This window comes from Bradyrhizobium sp. cir1 (genome assembly GCF_014198245.1).
GTDB lineage: Bacteria > Pseudomonadota > Alphaproteobacteria > Rhizobiales > Xanthobacteraceae > Bradyrhizobium.
Genome location: NZ_JACIHE010000004.1, coordinates 286,064 through 306,428, shown reverse-complemented (window position 1 = coordinate 306,428; position 20,365 = coordinate 286,064). Strand labels below are relative to the sequence as shown.

At 65.3% G+C, this 20,365-nt stretch carries 16 protein-coding genes; 10 read left to right on the top strand and 6 right to left on the bottom strand.

Translation table 11 applies throughout. The features are described from left to right. Positions 1-53 precede the first annotated feature (53 nt). From GGD63_RS12220 to GGD63_RS12200, 5 genes are all read left to right on the top strand, one after another. The gene (locus tag GGD63_RS12220) at positions 54-827 is read left to right on the top strand and encodes an ABC transporter permease (RefSeq protein WP_183242346.1); all 774 of its coding nucleotides are present in this window, start codon (positions 54-56) and stop codon (positions 825-827) included. Then, on the top strand, positions 824-1,609 hold the full coding sequence (locus tag GGD63_RS12215; protein ID WP_183242140.1) for an ABC transporter ATP-binding protein: 786 nt from the start codon (positions 824-826) through the stop codon (positions 1,607-1,609). The genes GGD63_RS12220 and GGD63_RS12215 overlap by 4 nt, the downstream gene beginning before the upstream one ends. Next, positions 1,602-2,834: a Zn-dependent hydrolase gene (locus GGD63_RS12210; protein WP_183242138.1), complete on the top strand. Its 1,233-nt coding sequence runs from the start codon at positions 1,602-1,604 to the stop codon at positions 2,832-2,834. The genes GGD63_RS12215 and GGD63_RS12210 overlap by 8 nt, the downstream gene beginning before the upstream one ends. 18 nt (positions 2,835-2,852) lie before the next feature. Beyond that, entirely contained in the window at positions 2,853-3,578 is a 726-nt protein-coding gene (locus GGD63_RS12205; protein ID WP_183242136.1) for a phosphoribosyltransferase, read from the top strand. 124 nt (positions 3,579-3,702) lie between these two features. Beyond that, entirely contained in the window at positions 3,703-4,623 is a 921-nt protein-coding gene (locus GGD63_RS12200) for a catalase family peroxidase (RefSeq protein WP_183242134.1), read from the top strand. A 5-nt stretch (positions 4,624-4,628) separates the two neighbouring features. Here the strand turns inward: GGD63_RS12200 and GGD63_RS12195 are convergent, their stop codons facing one another. Then, positions 4,629-5,561, bottom strand: coding sequence for an AraC family transcriptional regulator (locus GGD63_RS12195; protein ID WP_183242132.1), 933 nt, complete (start codon positions 5,559-5,561; stop codon positions 4,629-4,631). Positions 5,562-7,013: 1,452 nt separating this feature from the next. Here GGD63_RS12195 and GGD63_RS12190 point away from each other — a divergent pair. Continuing rightward, a complete protein-coding gene (locus GGD63_RS12190) occupies positions 7,014-8,153 on the top strand; it encodes an MFS transporter (RefSeq protein WP_183242130.1) in 1,140 nt (379 codons plus the stop codon). Between the two features lie 128 nt (positions 8,154-8,281). Here GGD63_RS12190 and GGD63_RS12185 read toward each other — a convergent pair whose 3' ends face one another. After that, positions 8,282-9,271: a tripartite tricarboxylate transporter substrate binding protein gene (locus tag GGD63_RS12185; RefSeq protein WP_183242128.1), complete on the bottom strand. Its 990-nt coding sequence runs from the start codon at positions 9,269-9,271 to the stop codon at positions 8,282-8,284. Between the two features lie 295 nt (positions 9,272-9,566). On the opposite strand from GGD63_RS12185, the gene GGD63_RS12180 reads away from it, so the two are divergent. Continuing rightward, on the top strand, positions 9,567-12,395 hold the full coding sequence (locus GGD63_RS12180; RefSeq protein WP_183242126.1) for a winged helix-turn-helix domain-containing protein: 2,829 nt from the start codon (positions 9,567-9,569) through the stop codon (positions 12,393-12,395). A gap of 138 nt (positions 12,396-12,533) precedes the next feature. On the opposite strand, the gene msrA is transcribed toward GGD63_RS12180, so the two are convergent. From msrA to GGD63_RS12160, 4 genes are all read right to left on the bottom strand, one after another. Then, positions 12,534-13,049: a peptide-methionine (S)-S-oxide reductase MsrA gene (msrA, locus tag GGD63_RS12175; RefSeq protein WP_183242124.1), complete on the bottom strand. Its 516-nt coding sequence runs from the start codon at positions 13,047-13,049 to the stop codon at positions 12,534-12,536. A gap of 140 nt (positions 13,050-13,189) precedes the next feature. Beyond that, positions 13,190-13,612 carry an OsmC family protein gene (locus GGD63_RS12170; protein ID WP_183242121.1) on the bottom strand — a complete coding sequence of 141 codons (423 nt, stop codon included), beginning with the start codon at positions 13,610-13,612 and terminating at the stop codon, positions 13,190-13,192. Between the two features lie 306 nt (positions 13,613-13,918). Further along, positions 13,919-14,608: a VOC family protein gene (locus GGD63_RS12165; protein ID WP_183242119.1), complete on the bottom strand. Its 690-nt coding sequence runs from the start codon at positions 14,606-14,608 to the stop codon at positions 13,919-13,921. A gap of 35 nt (positions 14,609-14,643) precedes the next feature. After that, entirely contained in the window at positions 14,644-15,312 is a 669-nt protein-coding gene (locus GGD63_RS12160) for a sensor histidine kinase (RefSeq protein ID WP_183242117.1), read from the bottom strand. Between the two features lie 330 nt (positions 15,313-15,642). Here GGD63_RS12160 and GGD63_RS12155 point away from each other — a divergent pair, with 330 nt between their 5' ends. The 3 genes from GGD63_RS12155 to GGD63_RS12145 all read left to right on the top strand — a co-directional run bounded on the left by GGD63_RS12155 (position 15,643) and on the right by GGD63_RS12145 (position 20,250). Further along, positions 15,643-18,498 carry a winged helix-turn-helix domain-containing protein gene (locus GGD63_RS12155; protein ID WP_183242115.1) on the top strand — a complete coding sequence of 952 codons (2,856 nt, stop codon included), beginning with the start codon at positions 15,643-15,645 and terminating at the stop codon, positions 18,496-18,498. 116 nt (positions 18,499-18,614) lie between these two features. Beyond that, positions 18,615-19,322, top strand: coding sequence for a hypothetical protein (locus GGD63_RS12150; RefSeq protein ID WP_183242112.1), 708 nt, complete (start codon positions 18,615-18,617; stop codon positions 19,320-19,322). Further along, the gene (locus GGD63_RS12145; protein WP_183242110.1) at positions 19,306-20,250 is read left to right on the top strand and encodes an alpha/beta fold hydrolase; all 945 of its coding nucleotides are present in this window, start codon (positions 19,306-19,308) and stop codon (positions 20,248-20,250) included. Before GGD63_RS12150 ends, GGD63_RS12145 begins: the two co-directional genes overlap by 17 nt. Positions 20,251-20,365 lie beyond the last annotated feature (115 nt).

Genomic DNA, 20,365 nt, shown 5'->3' with positions numbered 1-20,365 from the left:
GTCCCGCCGCGAGGCGGGGCCGGCGCCTGATCGACCACCTGGATAGATAGTTGATGCGTCCCCTGGATCCCGTGACTTCGAGGCAGCGCGTGGCCTATGGCCTCGCGTTCTTCGTGCTTTTCGTTGCCCTCTGGTCCTGGGCGACCTTCGGCGGCCATGTGTCTAAGACCTTTCTCGCCAACCCGCTGACCATGGTGCAGGAAGGTTATGACCTGCTCGCCAAGCAGGGCTTCCTGCTCGACATCGGCATGACGATCTGGCGTGTCGTCGGCGGCTTTGCGCTCGCGGCGATCATCGCCGTGCCGTTCGGCGTTCTGATGGGCGCCTACAAGCCGGTCGAGGCGTTCCTCGAACCGTTCGTCTCCTTTGCGCGCTATCTGCCCGCGTCGGCCTTCATTCCGCTTCTGATCCTGTGGGCCGGCATCGGCGAGCTGCAGAAGCTGCTCGTCATCTTCATCGGCTCGGTGTTCCAGGTCATCCTGATGGTCGCGGTGACTGTCGGCGCCACACGGCGGGACCTGGTCGAGGCGGCCTATACGCTGGGCGCCAGGGACCGCGGCATCATCCGCCGTGTGCTGCTGCCCTCCTCCGCCCCCGAGATTGCAGAAATCCTGCGGCTGGTGCTGGGCTGGGCCTGGACCTACGTCATCGTCGCCGAGCTGATCGGCTCATCCTCCGGCATCGGCCACATGATCACCGACAGCCAGGCGCTGCTCAACACCGGCCAGATCATCTTCGGCATCATCGTGATCGGACTGATCGGCCTTATCTCCGACTTCCTGTTCAAGGCGTTCAACGCCTGGCTGTTTCCGTGGAAGCTCGCATGACCATTCTCAAGATCGAACAGGTCTCGCGCACATTCCCCGCACGCCACGGCAACGCGCCGACCAGAGCGCTGGAGCCGACGGACCTCACCATCGGCAACAACGACTTCGTCACCATCCTCGGCCCGTCCGGCTGCGGCAAGTCCACCCTGCTGCGCATCGTCGCCGGCCTCGACCGTCCGACCAGCGGACGCGTCACGCTCGACGGGCGCGAGGTGACCGGCCCGGGCGCCGATCGCGGCATGGTATTCCAGTCCTACACGCTGTTTCCCTGGCTGACCGTGCGCGAGAATATCGCCTTCGGCTTGCGCGAGCGCGGCGTGTCCGAGGCGGAGCGAAACAAGATCGCGGATGCCTTCATCCGTCAGGTCGGATTGTCCGGCTTCGAGAACCATTGGCCGAAGCAACTCTCCGGCGGCATGCAGCAGCGCACGGCGATTGCGCGCGCGCTCGCCAATGATCCAAAAATCCTGCTGCTCGACGAGCCCTTCGGCGCGCTGGACAACCAGACCCGCGCCCTGATGCAGGAAATGCTGCTCGGAATCTGGGAGCGCGACCAGAAGACCGTGCTGTTCGTGACCCACGACATCGAGGAGGCGATCTTCCTCGGCAGCCGCGTCATCGTCATGAGCGCACGCCCCGGCCGCATCAAGGCCGAGATTGCCGTGGACCTGCCGCATCCACGCTCGTACAAGATCAAGACCACGCCCGAATTCGTCCAGCTCAAGGAGCGGCTGGTCGAGGAGATCCGTACCGAGGCGTTGAAGGTTGCCGAACATGCCTGACACTCAGCCCCGCGCCGACGGGACTCGCGTCCTTGCCGACCTCAATGCACTGCGCGCCATCGGCGCCTACAAGACCGGCGTGCACAAGCCGACCTTTTCCGAGCCGCACAGGCAATCGCTGGACTGGCTGGTTCAGAGGCTGCCCGATGCAGGGCTCTCCGCGACGATTGACGGCATCGGCAATGTCTTTGGCACCAGCACGAAGCCCGGGCCGAAGCTGCTGACTGGCTCGCATCTGGAGAGCCAGAACTATGCCGGCTGGCTCGATGGCCCGCTCGGCGTCGTCTATGCGCTCGAAGCTGCGCGCGTGCTCAATGCCGATCCCTCCGTGAAAGGCGCGGTCGAAGTCGCGGCCTGGTGCGACGAGGAAGGACATTTTGGCAGCTTCCTCGGCTCGCGCTCCTATGTCGGGCAAGTGACTGAAGCTGAAATCGACGCTGCGCGCGACCGCACCGACGGGCGCCCCATGCGCGATGCGCTCGCCGGCATGGGGCTCTCGGGGCGCGCGCGCATCGCGGTCGAGCCGGGCCGGCACGTCGGGTATCTGGAGGCGCATATCGAGCAGGGCGACACGCTCGAGAGTAGTCATCTCGCGGTCGGTGTCGTGACATCCATCGTCGGCATCTGGCAGTACCGCATCAACTTCACCGGCGAGCAGAACCACGCCGGCACCACGCGCATGGCCGTGCGCAAGGATGCCGGCCTCGCGCTGGCGAAATTCTGCGTCGCGATCGACGAGCGTTTCCCCGCCGCCTGCGGACCGCGCACGGTCTGGACCACCGGCCGCATCACGCTCGATCCCGGTGCGCCGAGCATCATTCCGGGCGGTGCCGAAATGCTGTTCCAGATCCGCGACGACAATCCAGCCGTCATCGCGAGGCTGGAGCAGCTGCTGCGCACGATGGCGGATGAGGTAAATGCGAAGGGACCCTGCACCGTCGGCGTGACCAAGCTGCGCACCGGCGCACCCGCGATGATGAATGCGGGCTTCCAGGACGCAATCGAGGCTGCGAGCAAGGCCGTCGCCGGCGGGCGATCCATCCGCATGCCCAGCGGCGCCGGCCACGATGCGCAGATGCTCGCGACCGTCATGCCGGCCGGCATGCTGTTCGTGCCGTCGATCGGCGGCATCAGCCATCACTGGACCGAAAACACAGCCGATGCCGATATCATCACCGGCGCGCAGGTCTTCGTCGATGCCTGCCGGCGCATCCTCAGCGGCTAGGCGGCCGATGCTGGCATCATGACCGCGGGCGAAGCTTATACCGAGGCGACAACCGGCTATTGGCAGGAATTGACGCCGGACATTCCCGCGCGCTTCTCGGCAACGGCCCCCTATCGCTTCGGCTATCCTGTCACGCTGCCCTGCGGCCGCATCCTCGTCCTGCCGTTGCGCCGACTACCCGATGGCGATCATGCCGTCGCCTCGCTCATCGCCAACCAGGCCTCGCACCTCGTGGTCGCGGCGCTTGCAGACCACATGGCGACACAGGCGCGCGCATTCGACGCCGAGATCATCGTGGGACTGCCGACCCTCGGTCTTGCCTTTGCGTCGCTGGTCGCCGAACGGCTGGGACAGCCGCGCTATGTCCCGCTCGGCTATTCGCGCAAGTTCTGGTACGACGACGCGCTGTCCGAGCCCGTCACTTCAATCACCAGCCCCAAGGCCGGCAAGAGGCTGCGGCTGGATCCGAACCTGCTGCCGCTGCTCGAGGGACGCCGAGTGGTGCTCATCGACGATGCGATCTCGACTGGCACGACGGCGATCGCTGCTGCGCGCCTGCTGCAGAAGATCGGCGTCGACATTGCCGGCATGGTCGTCGCGATGAAGCAGACCAATCGTTGGCAGGCGTCGACCGCGGCGCTTTCTCCGTCCCTTGCGGTTCGCGCCGTCTACGGCTGCCCGCTCTTCCAGCGCAACGAGGCCGGCTGGATGCCGCTGCTCGAGACACAGCCCGCCATTCCCTGATTGGCCGGGCGTCGATCGTAACGCTCCCCCGATCTTGAGCAGGATTGGGCAAATCCTGACCGCTTTGGGCAAGACGCTGGATCGCACAACACCTAGCCTGCCCGCCCGACGCGAGAAGGCTCACATGTCCGACGTCCCCGCCGCAACGCCCGCATCGACCGTCGAAGCCCTGAAAGCCATCGCCGGCAACCCGCCGAAGGTCCGCGCCAGCTTTGCCAAGGGCTGGTGCGTGCGCGGCACCTACACGCCGTCGGACCGCGCGGGAGAAGTCACGCGATCGCGGAGCTTTACGAAACCATCGCGCGTGCTGGCGCGCTTTTCGATCGGCGGCGGTAACCCAGACGTGGCCGACACCAACAATCTGGTGCTGCGCGGCTTCAGCTTCAAGCTCGGCAACGACGATCACCGCTCGGACATTCTCGTGGAGAGCGCGCCGGTGCATTGTGCGCGAACGCTCGACCAGATGCTGGCCTTCCTCGAGGCGCGCATGCCGGGGCCGGACGGCAAGCCAGATATGGCCAAGGTCGAGGCATTCTCGGCGGCCAATCCTGAGACGCTCAATCAGGCGAACTACATCGCCGCGCGTCCGCTGCCCGGAAGCCTTGCCGGCACGACCTATTGGGGCGTGCATTCTTTTCCCGCGACCAACGCGGAGAATGAGACGCGCTTCATCAAGTTCAAGGTGGTCCCGGCCCGCGGCGAGATCACGCTGAGCCAGGATGAAGCCAAGATGAAGCCGGCCGATTTCCTGCGCGACGATCTGGGTGCGCGGATCGCTACGGGCCATGTCCGCTTCAACGTGATGGCGCTGCTGGACCGCCCGGGTGATCCCACCATGGACGTGACGATGCGCTGGCCGGATGAGGATCGTCGCGAGGAGGTGCGGCTCGGCACGATCGTGATCACGGGCTTCGAGCCGGACCTCGCCTGCGACGCCTCCATCTTCAATCCGGCGAATCTCGCCGAGGGCATCGGTCATCCGCCGGACGAGATCTTTGCGGCGCGGCGCGCCGCCTACGCCATCTCGCTTGCGAAACGGCGCTGAGCGCGTCACACCTCGCCGATCGAGGCGCCGAGCGTCTCGCGGCGCCACGCTGCGGGGCTGACGCCGGCGATCGAGGAGAACACGCGCGTGAAGTGGCTCTGGTTGGCAAACCCCGCCGAGATCGCGATCTCCGACAGCGGCAGGTCGCGGACGCCCATCAACTGCTTGGCCGCCTTGACGCGCTGATGCAGCAGCCATTGGTGCGGCGGCATGCCGACGGAGATTCGAAATGCGCGCGAGAAATGGCTGACCGACAGGTCGAGCTCGGCCGCGATCCTCTCGAGCGAAAGCTTGCCGCTGAGATCGGATTCGAGCCGATCGCAGGCGCGCTTCGCCTGCCATGGAGCGAGTCCCCCGCGCGCAAGTCCGGCCGTGCGCTGAAGTCCGCCATAGGTCTGGGCGACATGGGCGGTCAGCGCGAGCATCATATGATCGACGAAGAGCTGGTTGGCCTCGTCCGGCCGACGCAGGCCCTCCTGCAGCGATGCGCCGATGTGGCGGACGACTGCATCGTCATGGCCAACACCGACCTGGCAGTCGAGCTCGTCGACCCGTGGCGCATTGCACTGCCGGGCGATGCCGTCGAGCGCCGAGCGTGGAATATAGAAGAACAGCGAGTGGAACGGCTTGTCGATCACGTAGCGCGGATCGCGCTTGAGGTCATAGAGATAGGTCGTGCCGGCGCGGACGTCCGCCTTCATGATGGATTTGCCGCGCTCCCAGAGCTCGCAGTCTGGATAATCGTGAAGCTTCAGGCTGACGAGAAAGGCATCTTCAGCCGCCAGCGACCCGGACAGACCAGGCACCGGGCGGTCATTCCGCGTCTCGGTGACGGCGAGCTCGGCGCTGTGCAGCGAGCGCGCCACCAGCGCGGGCGGCGCGTTCTTCAAGCGCAGGAATTGCCCGAGCCTCTGTCCGTAGGCGCCTGCCTGTGTCATCGGTCAGTCCTTCTGTGGCAGTCCAAGTGCGGACCACAGCGTCCCGCAATTTCCGCGACGCATTATCGGGCATGCGCCAAGGTCTGTCCACACGCGCACACGCGAAGCTCGTCACGCTTTTTCACGAATGCACGACGGATGGCGCGAAGCGCTAGAACGAGGTGCCGCCTCCGAACCTGAACTCCTGGAGGCGCCCCAGTATTTGGTGCCGCCGCATCGCCTGCATCAAGCCGGGCCGTCGCCCTTCGAGGCTTGCTCCGCGGCGCGACGCGCCGCAGAGCGCGCACCGCAGGGTGACGGTGTTGGAAGGGAGTTCGCCGCTTCCACCTCGTCATTGCGAGCGCAGCGAAGCAATCCAGAATCCCTCCGCGGACCGACTCTGGATTGCTTCGTCGCAAGGGCTCCTCGCAATGACGGAGTATGAGGTATCGGCGGGCCCTCCACACACCGCTGTCATTCCCCGCGACCCGGCTACGCCAAGGCTTCGCCGGGGTTGAGGTCCAGGGGCGCCGAAGCTTTAGCGTAGGCGGCAGGCGGGGAATCCAGTACGCCGCGGCGGATGTGGGGAGCGCGAGCTTTTCAACGCGGGCCTCTGGAATACTGGATCGCTCGCCTTCGCGGGCGATGACAGTGAGTGTGTGTCGCAGACACGCCTTCGCATCCTCGCGGCGCAATTCGCCCGAGCTTTGCTTCGTCGCTCCACCCTCATAGCCAAGAGGGCGCAGGGAAGGCCGGGTGCCGGCTGGCACCCGCGGTCCGCTGCGCGAAGGTAGCGCAAAGGAGACCGCACAGCAGCATACAGGTGTAGCCAATCACTCGGCCTTCCCTGCGCAGTGGTCGGACGGCTTATGCCGCGCTCTCCCGGGAGCCGAATTCGTTCTGGCCTCCCTCACTCTCACGGAATTCACCAGCACCGCGCCGGTTGACGCGAGGGCCGCCTCCGCAAGAGCTTGACCGTAGCAACGACGGCCAGGACCACACGGTTTTGCCGTACGCGCGGTCCGCCATTTCGCCGCAGTTTTCCCAGCCCCGTCGACGGAGCCGGAAACTTACAGACGAGACGAACCTGACAGCGCCGTTCGTCCGCGCGAAGCCCCAGGGCTCACGGAGAGCAATCCGCCCCGCCCTTGGCCATCGCGCCCGACGCTGCCGCGTCCACCGCAAGCCCGGCTCGCGAAAATGACGACCTCATGATCGCCCCTCAAGGATGAGCCGGGATGTGCGACACATACGACAAATCCGAATTTCGGTAAAGTGGAATATTTTCGCAGGAAGAGGTTGACGGGCACGCGAAACAGGGTTGCGCAGGTCCGTGAGGCGGGCCAACCGGTGCCGGGATAGCCCGCAACGTCTGCGTGGCCGCGACAATTCGAGCGCTTCGCGGACATAAAGTCGCGGCAATCGTCGGGCTTGTCGGCCTCACCCTCCTTCATCCTGCTCCCCGGAGTTCCAATGTCTTCCGCCGACCGGCCGGCGACACGCCTTGCGACGCGGCTTGCCTTCCTTGTCGCGGGCTTCGGCATCGCGTGCTGGGCGCCGCTGGTGCCGTTCGCGAAGACGCGGCTCGACGTCGACGACGGCGTGCTCGGGCTGCTCCTGCTCAGCCTCGGCATCGGGTCGGTTGTCGCGATGTTGCTGACCGGGATCATGAGCGCGCGCTACGGCAGCAGGCCGATCATCATTGCCGGCGGGCTCGGTCTCGCGCTGGTGCTGCCGCTGCTGGCGATCGCAAGCACGCCGGCGACGCTGGCATTGGCGCTGCTCGCATTCGGCGCCGCGCTCGGCTCGATCGACGTCGCCATGAACATCCACGCGGTGGAGGTCGAGCGCGCGGCGAAAATTCCGCTGATGTCCGGCTTCCACGCGCTGTTCAGCATCGGCGGTTTTGCGGGATCGGCGCTGATGACCGCGCTGCTCTCCTTGCGGCCCGGCGCGCTCGCCTGCACGCTGATCTGCTCGGTCCTGATGCTGATCGCGATGATGGTGACGTCGCCGCGGCTGCTTCGCTCCGTCCAGGTGCTGGACGGGCCGCTGTTCGTGCTGCCTCACGGATCGGTGCTGCTACTCGCGCTGCTCGGCGCCATCACCTTCCTCGTCGAAGGCGCGATGCTGGACTGGGGCGCGCTGCTCGTGATCGGCGCAGGCCTCGTCTCGGAGGCGCAAGGCGGGACCGGCTACATCGTGTTCTCGATCGCGATGACGATGGGGCGGCTCGGCGGCGATGCCGTCGTCGCGCGCATCGGAGACCGCACCACGCTGGTCTGGGGAAGCCTCATTGCAATCGGAGGCTTCGTGGTGCTGCTCACGGCTCCCATTGCGGCGGTTGCGATGGCCGGCTTCCTGCTGATCGGCCTCGGCGCGTCGAACCTCGTGCCAGTGCTGTTCCGCCGCGCAGCATGGCAAACGGTGATGCCCACCGGCCTCGCCGTCGCCGCGATCACGACTGCGGGCTATGGCGGCATTCTGATCGGTCCTGCCGGCGTCGGCTTCGTCGCCCACCTTGGCGGATTGCCGATGGCGTTCGGGCTGCTGGCCGCACTGATGGGTCTGGTCACACTGTCGGCGAGCATCGTCACGCGCCCCGCGGCGTGACTAAAGCGCGATGAGATTGGGATGAATCGTCATCGCGCTTTAGGTTGTTGTTTGAGCATGATCCTTTCGGAAAACCGCTTCACACTTTGCGCTAACGCGGCCCTCCGGGTCCGGATCATGCTCTAGTCTCAAAACCTCTCCAGCCCGATCGATTTGATCATGCGCGCCAGGCTCGCGGAAGTCGCCTCGACGAGGCGCTGGAATTCGGCCGGATTCGAGTCGCTGTCTGGCTCCATGCCCTCGGCGCGATAATTGGCCTGCATCGCCTTGTCGGCCATGGCCATGCGCGTCGCCTGCGCGATCCGGTCGATGATCGCATCGTCGGTCTGCCGGGGCGCGAACAGGCCGAACCAGCCGTCATAGCGGAGGCCCGACATGCCGGATTCGATGGCGGTCGGGATATCGGGGGCCACGCTCAGCCGCTTTTCGGTGGCGACCGCGATCATCCGGATCTTGCCGGCCTCGCTCCATTGCTGCAATTGCACCGACATCACGGCAATGATGAGGGGGATCTGGCCGGCCAGGAGGTCGTTGCTGGCCTGCGCGATGCCCCGATACGGGACATGGACGATGTCCAGCCCACCCGCCTGCAGCTTGAAGGCTTCGCCGACGAGATGATTTCCGCTGCCAATACCGGGTGTACCGTAGGACAGCTTTCCCGGATTGGCTTTCGCGTAGGCAACCAGCTCACGCAGATTTGTGACGGGCACCGACGGATGGACGACGAAAACAAGCGCGCTGGTGATGAGGCGGCAGATGGCGCGGAAATCGTCCATCGCATAGGACGGATTTTGCGCTAGCAGCGGAATGGCCGCCTGCGTGCTGTCGTTTCCGAGCAGCAGCGAGTAGCCGTCGGGCTTCTCGCGCGCGACCGCCGCTGTCCCGATCGCGCCGCCCGCACCGGTGATGTTTTCGATGAAGACAGGTCCAAGCAGCGACGACATCTTCTCCGCCCAGGGACGCCCGATCTGATCGCCCGATCCGCCAGCCCCGTAGGGAATCACCAGTCGAATGGGACGGGAGGGATAGTCGGCGGCGTGTCCGCCGCACGGAAGTGCCAAAAGCGCAGCTGCGCCCGACAATGCATGGACGATCTGTCGCCGCGAGAAGGAGGGCATATTGGAATCCGGAAAGTCGATTGTCACTGTCGAGGCGGGACCGGTTCCCGAACAATCCCATCGCAGCAATCGGCGACCGAGGTCAATGCTCCGTCCGGACTATGCGGCGGCGTCACCGCCATGTCATGTGCCCTAAGCCGCTATTTTTAAAACAATATTTCGGAAGGCGACCGACCCACGCGGTGCGCGCAGGGCTGCCGGCCCGGCCCTCTGCTTTCGGCCAGTTTACTGTACGGTTCGTTCTGATAGACCACAAATAGATACCTTTTGACTCCCGTCCCGGGGGTAATGGCGCGTGCCAGATCGTAGCGAAGACCCGGCCATTTCATTTGGGCCATTTCGACTGTTTCCGAAGTCCCGGCTCCTGGAGAAGGAGGGCGCGCCGCTTCATGTCGGCGGCCGCGCGCTCGACATCCTCATTTTCCTGGCCGAGCGGCCCGGTGAAGTCGTCGACAAGAGAGAGCTGGTCAAGCGCATCTGGGCCAACGTCAATGTCGACGAGGGCAGCCTGCGCTTTCATGTCGCAGCGCTGCGCAAAGCGCTGGGCGATACCGGCAAGTCGGCGCGCTACGTCGTCAACGTGCCCGGCCGCGGCTATTGCTTCGTCGCCTCGCTCGCCTCGCCCGCCGCGCAGCCGACCATCGACATCCTGCCGCCCCGCGCCCTGCCCGCGCCGCTCTCGAAAATGGTCGGACGGGATGAGATCGTCGAAAAGATATCGAACGGACTCTCGCTCCATCACTTCATGAGCCTGGTTGGCCCGGGCGGTATCGGCAAGACGGCCGTCGCCATCGCTGTCGGGCATCGCCGCTCCCAGGATTTTCCCGGGCGTGTCTTCTTCGTCGACTTCGGCCCGCTCCGGGATGCCAGCCATGTCGCAACCACCATTGCCTCCGCGCTCGGCCTGACCATCAGCGCCGAGAATCCGACGCCGGCCCTGCTGACGTTTCTCAAGGTCGGCCCGGCGCTGCTGATCCTCGACAGTTGCGAACATGTGCTGGACAATCTGGCTCCGCTGGTCGAGCACATCGTTCGCGAGGCGCCGCAGCTTCGCGTTCTCGCAACCACCCGCGAATCGTTCCGGAGCGAAGGCGAGCGCATCTTCCGGCTGTTCCCGCTCGATTGTCCGCCCGAGCGCGAGGGGCTCGATGTCGACGAGGTCCTCGCCTATCCCGCCGCCCAGCTCTTCGTCGAGCGCATCGCGCAGAGCTCCGGCCCGTTCCAGCTCAGTGCGGACGAAGCGCCGCTTGTCGCAAGCATTTGCCGGCGGCTCGACGGCATTGCGCTGGCGATCGAGCTTGCGGCGGGGCGCGTCAATGCCTACGGCATCGCCGGCACCGCATCGCTGCTCGACAGCCGCTTCTCGCTGCAATGGCGCGGCCGGCGCACGGCCGTGCCGCGGCACCAGACCCTCGCCGCCGCGCTGGACTGGAGCTACGACCTGCTGCCTGCGGCCGAGAGCGCGACGCTGCGCCGGCTCTCGGTGTTCGCCGGGCCTTTCGCCCCGGAGGCGGCTGCCGCGGTTGCATCCGGTGACGGCCTCAGCGCATCGGAAACGTTGGAGGCCATCGACAGCCTGGTCACCAAGTCGCTGATCTCGCCATCCGGCTCGCGGACGCTGCGCTACCGCCTGCTCGATACAACGCGGGCCTACGCGCAGGGAAAGCTCAGCGCGCTCGGCGAAACCAGGCAGTTCGCACGCCGCCATGCTGAGCATTTTCGCGAACTCTTCGCGCACGCCGAGGCCGACACATCGACGCCGCAGCCCGAATGGATCGGCATCTATGGCGCGGAGCTGGACAATGTGCGCGCAGCGCTCGACTGGGCTTTCGCGCCCGACGGCGACGCCGAGCTGGGAATCGCGCTGACGGCGGCCGCCGTCACGCTGTGGGTGCGGCTTTCTCTCTTCGCCGAATGCCGAGAACGATGCAGGACGGCACTGGCGGCGCTCGGCGACAGCGGCGACGACCGCATCCGCATGCAGCTCTTGGCGGCACTCGGCTGGTCGCTGATGTACGGCGAGGGCCGTGCGCGCGAGGCGCGCCCGATCCTGGAGACAACGCTCGAGCTCGCCGACAGGCTCGACGACAAGGATTTCCGGCTGCGCGCGCTGTGGGGCCTGTGCATCGACCAGTTCAACAACGGACAGTTCGGCAAGGCCCGTACCTTCGCCGATCGTTTCGCGAACGCGGCGGCGAACTCTCCCGACAGGACCGACGTGATGCTGGGCGACCGGCTGACGGCCGTCGCGCTGCACTATCTCGGCGAGCAGAACGACGCGCGCCTGCGCATCGACCGGGTGCATGCATCGCTGCACGTGCTGGCGGACAAACCGAAGATCTTCCCGCTCGACCTCAGGATCTCGACGCAATATTTCCGCGCCCGCATCCTGTGGCTGCAGGGTCTCGCCGACCAGGCCCAGGCGCTCGCCGCCAGAAACATCGAGGAAGGCCGTGCCAACGGCCACGCCCTGACCTTCTGCAGCGTGCTGGGGCAGGCCGCCTGCCCGATCGCCTTCTGGGCCGGTGATTTCGACGCTGCGGAACGCCACGGTAACGAGCTGCTCGAGCATACCGAGCGGCACGCGATCCGGCTGTGGGGCCTGTGGGCGCGCGCCTTCAACGCGGCGGTCATCGCCAGGCGTGGCGACGTTGCGACCGGCCTGCCGCTGCTGCGCGAGGAGCTCAACCGCGCCGGCGATGCGCGCTTCCTGCCGCGCTTCCTTCCCTTGCTCGGTGAGCTCGCCGCAGGCTTTCTGGCGGCCGACCAGATCGACCCCGGCCTCGACGTCATCGAGGACGCCCTGACCCGCTGTAATGACCGGCAGGAGCTGTGGTATCTGCCGGAGCTGATCCGCATCAAAGGAGAGTTGATGCTCAGGAGCGCGCGGAACTCAGAGGGCGCCGAAGCGCACTTTCGCGACGCCATGGGCATGGCCATCCGGCAGGGCGCACGCTTCTGGGAGCTGCGCTGCGCGACCAGCCTCGCGCAGCTGATGGGCGAGGCCGGCCAGAGCGCAGAGGCTCTGGCCGTTCTCAGGAACGTCTCGGGGTCATTCACCGAAGGTGCCGACATCGCCGACATACGCTCGGCACGCGAGTTGATCGCGCAACTACGGAGCTGACCGCGCGCTGATGCGCGTTAAAGCGCGATGAGATTGGGAGGAATCGTCATCGCGCTTTGGGTCGTTGTTTGCGCATGATCTTTCCGGAAAACCGCTTCGCACTTTGCGCTACGCGGCCCTTTGGGTCCGGATCATGCTCTAGCCTCCCACCGCCGCCGCGCGGCGCGGCAGCTTCCAGTCCGGCCGGATGAAGTGGCAGGTGTAGCCGTCCGGATAGCGCTCGAGATAATCCTGATGCTCCGGTTCAGCCTCCCAGAACTCGCCTGCGGGCGCGACCTCAGTCACCACCTTGCCGGGCCAGAGCCCCGACGCCTCGACGTCGGCGATGGTGTCTTCGGCAACCCGCTTCTGCTCGTCGCTGGTGTAGAAGATAGCGGAACGATAGCTCGTGCCGAGATCATTGCCCTGACGGTTGAGCGTGGTCGGGTCGTGGATCTGGAAGAAGAACTCCAGCATGGTCCGGAAGTTCGTCTTCGCGGGATTGAAGATGATCTCGATGGCTTCGGCGTGGCCTTCATGATTGCGGTAGGTGGCGTTCTTCACATGGCCACCGGTGTAGCCGACACGCGTCGAGATCACGCCCGGCTGCTTGCGGATGAGATCCTGCATGCCCCAGAAACATCCCCCGGCCAAAACTGCACGCTCAGTCGTCATCTGTCCGCTCCCAATTGATCGCTCCGTCCGTTCTGCATCTGCCGCATCATAGGCCCTCGGACGCCCGGCCGAAAGCCACGCATTTGCACGCGTGTCCACCCGGTTCCTAGAACCGGATGGACCCAATTGAAAACGCGCCTCTAGCCCAGTTTGGCGTCGAGCGTGATCGCGGCGTTGAGCACCTTCGACACCGGGCAGTTCTTCTCGGCTTCGCCGGCGATCTTGGCGAAACCTGCTTCGTCCAGGTTCGGCACTTTCGCGCGCAAGGTCAGCGCCGATTTGCTGATCTTGAATCCCTTGCCTTCCGGTTCGAGCGTGACGGCCGCCTCGGTCGAAAGCTCGTCCGGCGTGAAACCCGCCATCTGCAGGCCGAAGGCCAGCGCCATGGTGAAACAGCCGGCATGGGCCGCGGCGATCAACTCTTCGGGATTGGTGCCCTTCTCGTTCTCGAAGCGGGTCTTGAACGAATAAGGCGTGGCGGCAAGCACGCCGGATTCGCTCGACAGATGGCCCGCGCCATCGCGACCAGTGCCCTTCCAGACTGCTGTTGCCTTGCGGATCATTTCAGTTCTCCTTGTTTGTTGTTGACAGCGGCGCTCCGTACCGGCCGAAGGCGACATCGGCCTGATCGCCTGCCGTGCTCCCAACCGGTCGAGCGCCGCAACGGTTCCGTTAAGCCCCGTTCCGACGAAGTCGGAACGGGGCTTGATTCTTGTTTTGACGCGTTTTCTTTACGCGAACCGGTATCCACTTCACTCGAAAACGCTCTAACTCCCGATCTGCCCCACGTGGAAGCCGAGCCGGCTTACGACATCGACGAGTGCTTGGTCCCGGCGATGGCTTCCTTATCGAATGAGAATGCCGTTGCTTCAGGTAGGCAGCGGCTGGCCTGCCTGCTCACGTACGATGTAGTCGGCGTACCAGTCCGCCCAGTTCTCGTCGTGACCGCCGGTACGCTTCTCGTGCTCGCCATGCGCCACCGAGGCGCGGCGCAGCGCCGCGGCGAGATCAGTATGCGATGCGAACGTCGTGTCGTCTGCATCGATGCGTCCGGGCAATCGTGTCGTGACCTCCTGGAACAGCCAGCCATTGCCGTCGGGATCGCTGAACGCGGCGAATGAGCTGTAGCTGCCGCGCTTCGGGTCAGCGCCGGTGACCCGAAGACTGCCGAACAGATATGGCTCATCGGGACCCGCGTGAACATCGTCGGCACCGTGGAAGGGTTCGCTGACGGCAATGCCGCGGTCGAGCAGATCTTTCCGCGCAGCCTCGAGATCAGAGACGATCAGGTACAGACCTCGCGCGGAGCCAGGCGCGGCCGCGGTGACGTTCCTGCCGAAGATCACCGAGCAGGCCGAGCCCGGCGGCGTGAACTGGATCACGCGCCACTCGTCGTCCGAGGCGAAATCGGCGTCCAGTCGCCAGCCGAGGCGCGCGTAGAAGGCCTTGGCGCGGTCGACATCGGACACCGGGATGACGACGACTTCGAGCTTCAGATCAACGTGATGCAATTTCGAAGGCTTAGCCGCGGCGTCGCGGTCGATTTCGAGTGTGGCCATGTCGAACTCCCCTGGTGTGTGAGTTGATGAATTCTTCACGCGGCGGCTGGCATCACGATGCTCACCCGCGTGCCGCCCTGCCCGGCTTCGCCATGCAGCCGAGCATGAATGCTGCGGGCGAGCCCTTCGAGGATGCGGCTGCCGGTGCCCTGGAGCGGACCGGTCGCACCAATGCCGTTGTCGGCCACCGTGCAGACCCAGGCGCCGTCGCGGCGCGCGACCTCGATGCGGATCAGGGCGCCGTTCTTGTTCGGAAAGGCGTGCTTTGCCGCATTCGTGACCAACTCCGTCAGCATCAGCGCGAGCCGATGACATTGCGAAGCCGGCAGCACGCCGCCTTCGACTGCGGCTTCGCAGCGGATGCCCGCCGGCTCAAGCACCGCCTCGGAGAGCGCCCCGCACAGATTTTCGAAGAAAGGCGCGACGGAGATCGCGGACGGATCGTCGTTGTCGGACAAGAGCTGATAGAGCCTGCCGAAGGCAACGATGCGCCGCTCGAACCGATCTACCGCCAGCGAGACGTCTCTGGTGCCGGTCCGCGTGAAGTCGCGGCGGACTGACGCACCCAGCAGCGTCAGCGTATTCTTCATGCGGTGGTGGGATTCCCGCAGCACGAGCTCCCAATCACGCGACTGATCGTCGAGGCTTGCGGCAAATTGTGATCGAACGGCACTGCCGTTCGGCATCGAGCCGAAGGCGGACATGACAGCCTCCACGTTGCAATAGGACCAAACTCGGAGGCTATACTGGATGCGTCGCGCTCGTTTTGCTCGTTAGACGTTGCAAGATTCTGTTATGATCGGCGGCGTCACAATCCGGTAGCGGAGACTGTCGCCACGACGGTCAAGCACACTGACGAATTGTCGCGGGCCGCGTCATAAGCCGCTCGCGTTTAAGCAAAATTTGCCACGGTTATTCCCCGGAGGCTGCGGCGATCGCCACGCCATTTCGCCACTTTCGACCAGTTTACTCACAATGTCGTTCTGCTAGACCAAAATTGCAGATTGCAGCCTTTTCACTGGAACCATTGGCTCGTGCCGGACACTAACGACCAGGATTCGGCAATCTCCTTCGGACCATTCCGGCTGCTTGCAAAGTCGCGCCTGCTGGAGAAGGACGGCGTCCCGCTTCATCTCGGCGGCCGCGCCCTCGACATCCTGATTTTTCTTGCCGAACGCGCCGGCGAGGTCGTGGACAAGCGGGAGTTGATCAAGCAGGTGTGGTCCGACGTGAACGTCGACGAAGGCAGCCTGCGCTTCCACATCACGACGCTGCGCAAGGTCCTGAATGACAAGGTCCTGGGCGAGGCCGGCGAAGGCTCGCGCTACGTCGTCAACGTTCCCGGACGCGGCTATTGCTTAACTGCCCCGCTGCTTCGCCCTGCTGCTTCGGACGGCCGGACCAGCCCTGTCGCTTCGCCCCACGCGCTGCCGTCACCGCTTGCCCGGATGATCGGGCGGGACGACGCCATCGAGAAGATTTCCGCCGAGCTCGTCCGGCATCGTTTCATCACCATCGTCGGCCCTGGCGGGATCGGCAAGACCTCGGTCGCACTCGCCGTCGCGCATCGCGAGCTGGAGGCGTTCGACGGCCAGGTGTGCTTCGTCGATTTCGGCGCGCTCACGGATGCCCGCCTCGTCCCCGGAACGATCGCGGCCGCACTGGGCCTGACCGTCAATTCCGACGACCCGATGCCGGGCCTGCTGACTTTCCTGCGCAGCCGGCGCACGCTGCTGGTGTTCGACAGCTGCGAGCACATCCTCGACGAGCTTGCCCCCGTGGCCGAGCGCCTCGTCCAGGAGGCAAGCGAGCTGCACGTTCTCGCCACCAGCCGCGAATCATTTCGCATCGAAGGCGAGCGCGTGCATCGACTGTTTCCGCTGGAGAGCCCGCCGGAGCGCGATGGACTCGGCATTGCCGACATCCTCGCCTATCCTGCAAGCCAGCTCTTCGTGGAACGCATTGCCGAGAGCCTCGGCGATTTCGAGCTCAGCGAGGAGGACGCGCCGCTCGTCGCCGAAATCTGCCGGCGGCTGGACGGCATCGCGCTCGCGATCGAGCTCGCGGCCGGACGCGTCAACGCCTATGGCATCGCCGGGACCGCCTCGCTGCTCGACAGCCGCTTCTCGCTGCTGTGGCGGGGACGGCGCACCGCGATTCCGCGGCATCAGACCTTAAGCGCCGCGCTCGCCTGGAGCTATGATTTGCTGCCGGAAGCCGAAAGCGCGACGCTGCGCGGATTGTCGGTGTTCGTCGGACCGTTCACGCTGGAAGCCGCGCTGGCCGTCGCCGCGTGCCAGAGCATCGGCGAATCCGAGGCGGTCGAGGCGATCTCGAACCTGCTCTCCAAATCACTGATCGCAACCTCGCCAGCGGAGCGGCGGCTGCGCTATCGTCTGCTCGATACCACCCGCACCTTCGTCGGCGACAAGCTCGTCGCGAACGGGGAAGCGCAGCGCGTCGCGCGTGCACACGCCGAATATTTCCGCGATCTCCTGCGCGACATCGCGCTCAAATCCTCTGGGCTGCAGACGGCGGGTGGTTTCCTGCCCTATGCTGACCATTTACCCAATGTCCGGGCCGCGCTGACCTGGAGCTTTTCGGACAGTGGCGACCGGGCGGTTGGCATCGATCTCGCAGCCTCGGCCGCCCAGTTCTTCCTCGAGCTGACCTTGCTGACGGAGTGTTTTCGCTGGACGCAGCAGGCGCTGGCCGCTTCCGATACCGGCGCATTGGACGCTCGCCAGGAGATGACGCTGCAGGCCGCGCTCGGCGTCTCCGTGATGTTCACGCAAGGCAATACGGAGGCGGTCCACTCCGCGTTCACGCGCAGCCTCCAGCTTGCCCGCGAGCTCGAGGATTTGCACTGGCAGCTCTGGCTGCTGCGCGGCCTGCACATCTACCTGACCAGGGTCGGAGATTTTCACGGCGCGCTCGGCACCGGCGTCGATGGCGAGAGTGTTGCGCGCAAGCTGAACGATCCCGCCGCCGCGCTGAACGTGGAATGGATGCTCGGCGTCGCGCATCATCTGATCGGCAACCAGGACAAGGCCGTGCAGTTCTGCGAGAGCGCGATGGTGCACAATCCCGGCTCGCAACGGCAAAATATCGGGCATCTCGGCTATGACGACCGCATCGTCGCGCTGGTGGCGCTGGCGCGCGGGCTCTGGCTCACCGGCCGGCCCGATCGCGCCATCGAGGCAGCCAGATACACGGTGCGCGAAGCCGAGCTGCTCGAACAGCCGCTCACGCTCGGCATTTCCCTGATCTGGACCATCTATGTGTTCCTCTGGGTCGGCGACTGGGCCAATGCCGAAATTCTGATCGAGCGGCTGATCGATCATTCGGCGCGGCACTTCCTCGGTCCCTATCACGCCGTCGGGATCGGCCAGAAGGGCGAACTGCTGCTGCGCCGCGGCGACCTTGCCGGCGGCATCGAGCATCTGCGCCGCAGCCAGGCCACGCTCTATGCGACGCGGCACCGGATCATGACGACGGTGTTTGCGACGGCGCTCGCGGAGGGTCTCGCAGCGCAGAACCAGACCGGCGAGGCCTTACGCACCATCAATGAGGCCATCGCCCAGATTCCCGATCACGGCGAATCCTTCGACATGCCGGAGATGCTCAGGGTCAAGGGCGACATCCTGGCCCGCTCGGGCAACGCCGCGGAAGCCGAGAGCTGGTTGCAGAAATCACTCGACCTGTCGCGCCGGCAATCCGCTCTCGGCTGGGAGCTTCGCGGAGCGATCAGCCTCGGCCGCATCTGGCACCAGGCCGGAAAGGCCCGCGACGCACGCGACCTGCTCGCCCCGCTCGTCGCGCGCTACCAGGAGGGTCGCCAGACGTGCGATCTGGTCGCCGCAACGGGACTGCTGGACGCGCTGAATTAACAGCGTCTTCAACGGGATACCGCCCAAATCCGCGCTCGCAACTCCTAACAACTTCTAACACGCCAAGCCGCATGCGCGCCGCCATGGTGGTGGCACATCACGGGATATGGCGGGACATGGCGCTTCTCGACGACGTAATCGATGCCAGCGGCGGTCTGGCCCGCTGGAACAGTTTGAACCGGTTCACGCTCCATTTGTCCGTCGGCGGAACGCTGTTCGCAAGCGCCGGTCACGCCAGAGAATTCAAGGATGTGACCGCGGAAGGCTCGACCCGGACGCAGTCCGTCCGTTTCACCGGCATCACTGGCGGGGAGTACTCGGGCTCCTTTCAACCGGATGCGATCACGATCGAAAGCCCCGATGGCGAGGTGCTGCGGACCTGGCCCAATCCGAGCCTGGCGTTCCCCGAGGCCGGCTCTGCTGCGCTCGCGGACGAGCTGCACCTCGTCTTCTTCTGCGGCGTCGCGATCTGGAATTGTCTGACCAATCCATTCCTGCTCGCCCATCCCGATGTCGTGCTGGAGGAGCTGCCGCCGTGGCAAGAGAACGCCGAAATCTGGCGGCGGCTGCGCGCGCAATTCCCCCCGAGCCTGATCACGCTCGCGTCCGAGCAGATCTTCTATTTCGACGAGAACGCGCTGCAGCGGCGAACGGATCACGATCTGTTTGGGAATAAAGTCGCTCACTACTCCTGGGCCCATGACAGTTTCGGCGGCATCGTGGTGCCGACGCTGCGACGTGCGCAGACGCTGCAGCCTGACGGAACCGTGCTCGCCAAGCCCGTGCTGATGGATGTCGAGATTTTTGATGCCGTGTTCGAGTAACAGCAGCGGCGCGCCAACGAGCGCGCAGGCCTCGGCAGACGATCTGCGATCGAGCCGACGCTCGATCAGCTATCACAGCATCGAGATCCAGGGCCTCAAGATCTGCTATCGCGAAGCCGGCCGGGCCGACGCGCCGACCGTGCTGCTGCTGCACGGCTTTCCCTCCTCCTCGCGGATGTGGGAGCCGCTGCTGCCGCTGCTCGCCGACAAATATCATCTCATCGCGCCGGACTATCCCGGTTTCGGCAACAGCAGCGCGCCGCCGCCATCCGACTTCAGCTACACGTTCGACAACATCGCCGGCGTAATCGCAGAGCTCACGACCAAGCTCGGTCTCGCCAAGTACGTCCTGTTCATGCAGGACTATGGCGGTCCGGTCGGCTTCCGCATGGCGCTGGCACATCCCGAACGTGTCCGCGGCATCATCATCCAGAACGCGGTCTCGCATGAGCAAGGTCTGAGCCCGCTATGGGAAGCGCGCCGCAAATACTGGGCCGATCCCGCGCATGAGCTCGAGGCGCTCAAGGCCAACTTCACGTCCCTGGAGGCGACGCGCCAGCGGCATCTCGGCTCCAGCCCGCATCCGGAGCGCTACGACCCTGACACCTGGATCGACGAATACGCGTTTCTGACGCGTCCGGGCCAGGCGGAGATCCAGACCACATTGTTCCTGGATTATCGAACCAATGTCGCGTCCTATCCGAAGTGGCAGGACTGGCTGCGCAAGACGAAACCGCCGACGCTGGTGGTCTGGGGCAAATACGACCCCTCCTTCACCGTCGCCGGCGCCACCGCCTATCGCGACGATGTGCCGGATGCCGAAGTCCACATGCTCGAAGCCGGTCATTTCGCGCTCGATGAGGCGACCGACGAGATCGCCGCGCGCGTGCGCGACTTCCTTGCGCGGCTCGACGGGCATAAGGGCTGAAAAGCGACGGCGTGGCGTCTTGCCGATGGGGACGCACCGGAACCCCATGCATCGGTGCCACGTCATCTTCCGCGCCGTCCTCGCGCCACACCGAACGGCGCAAGAAACTGAAAAG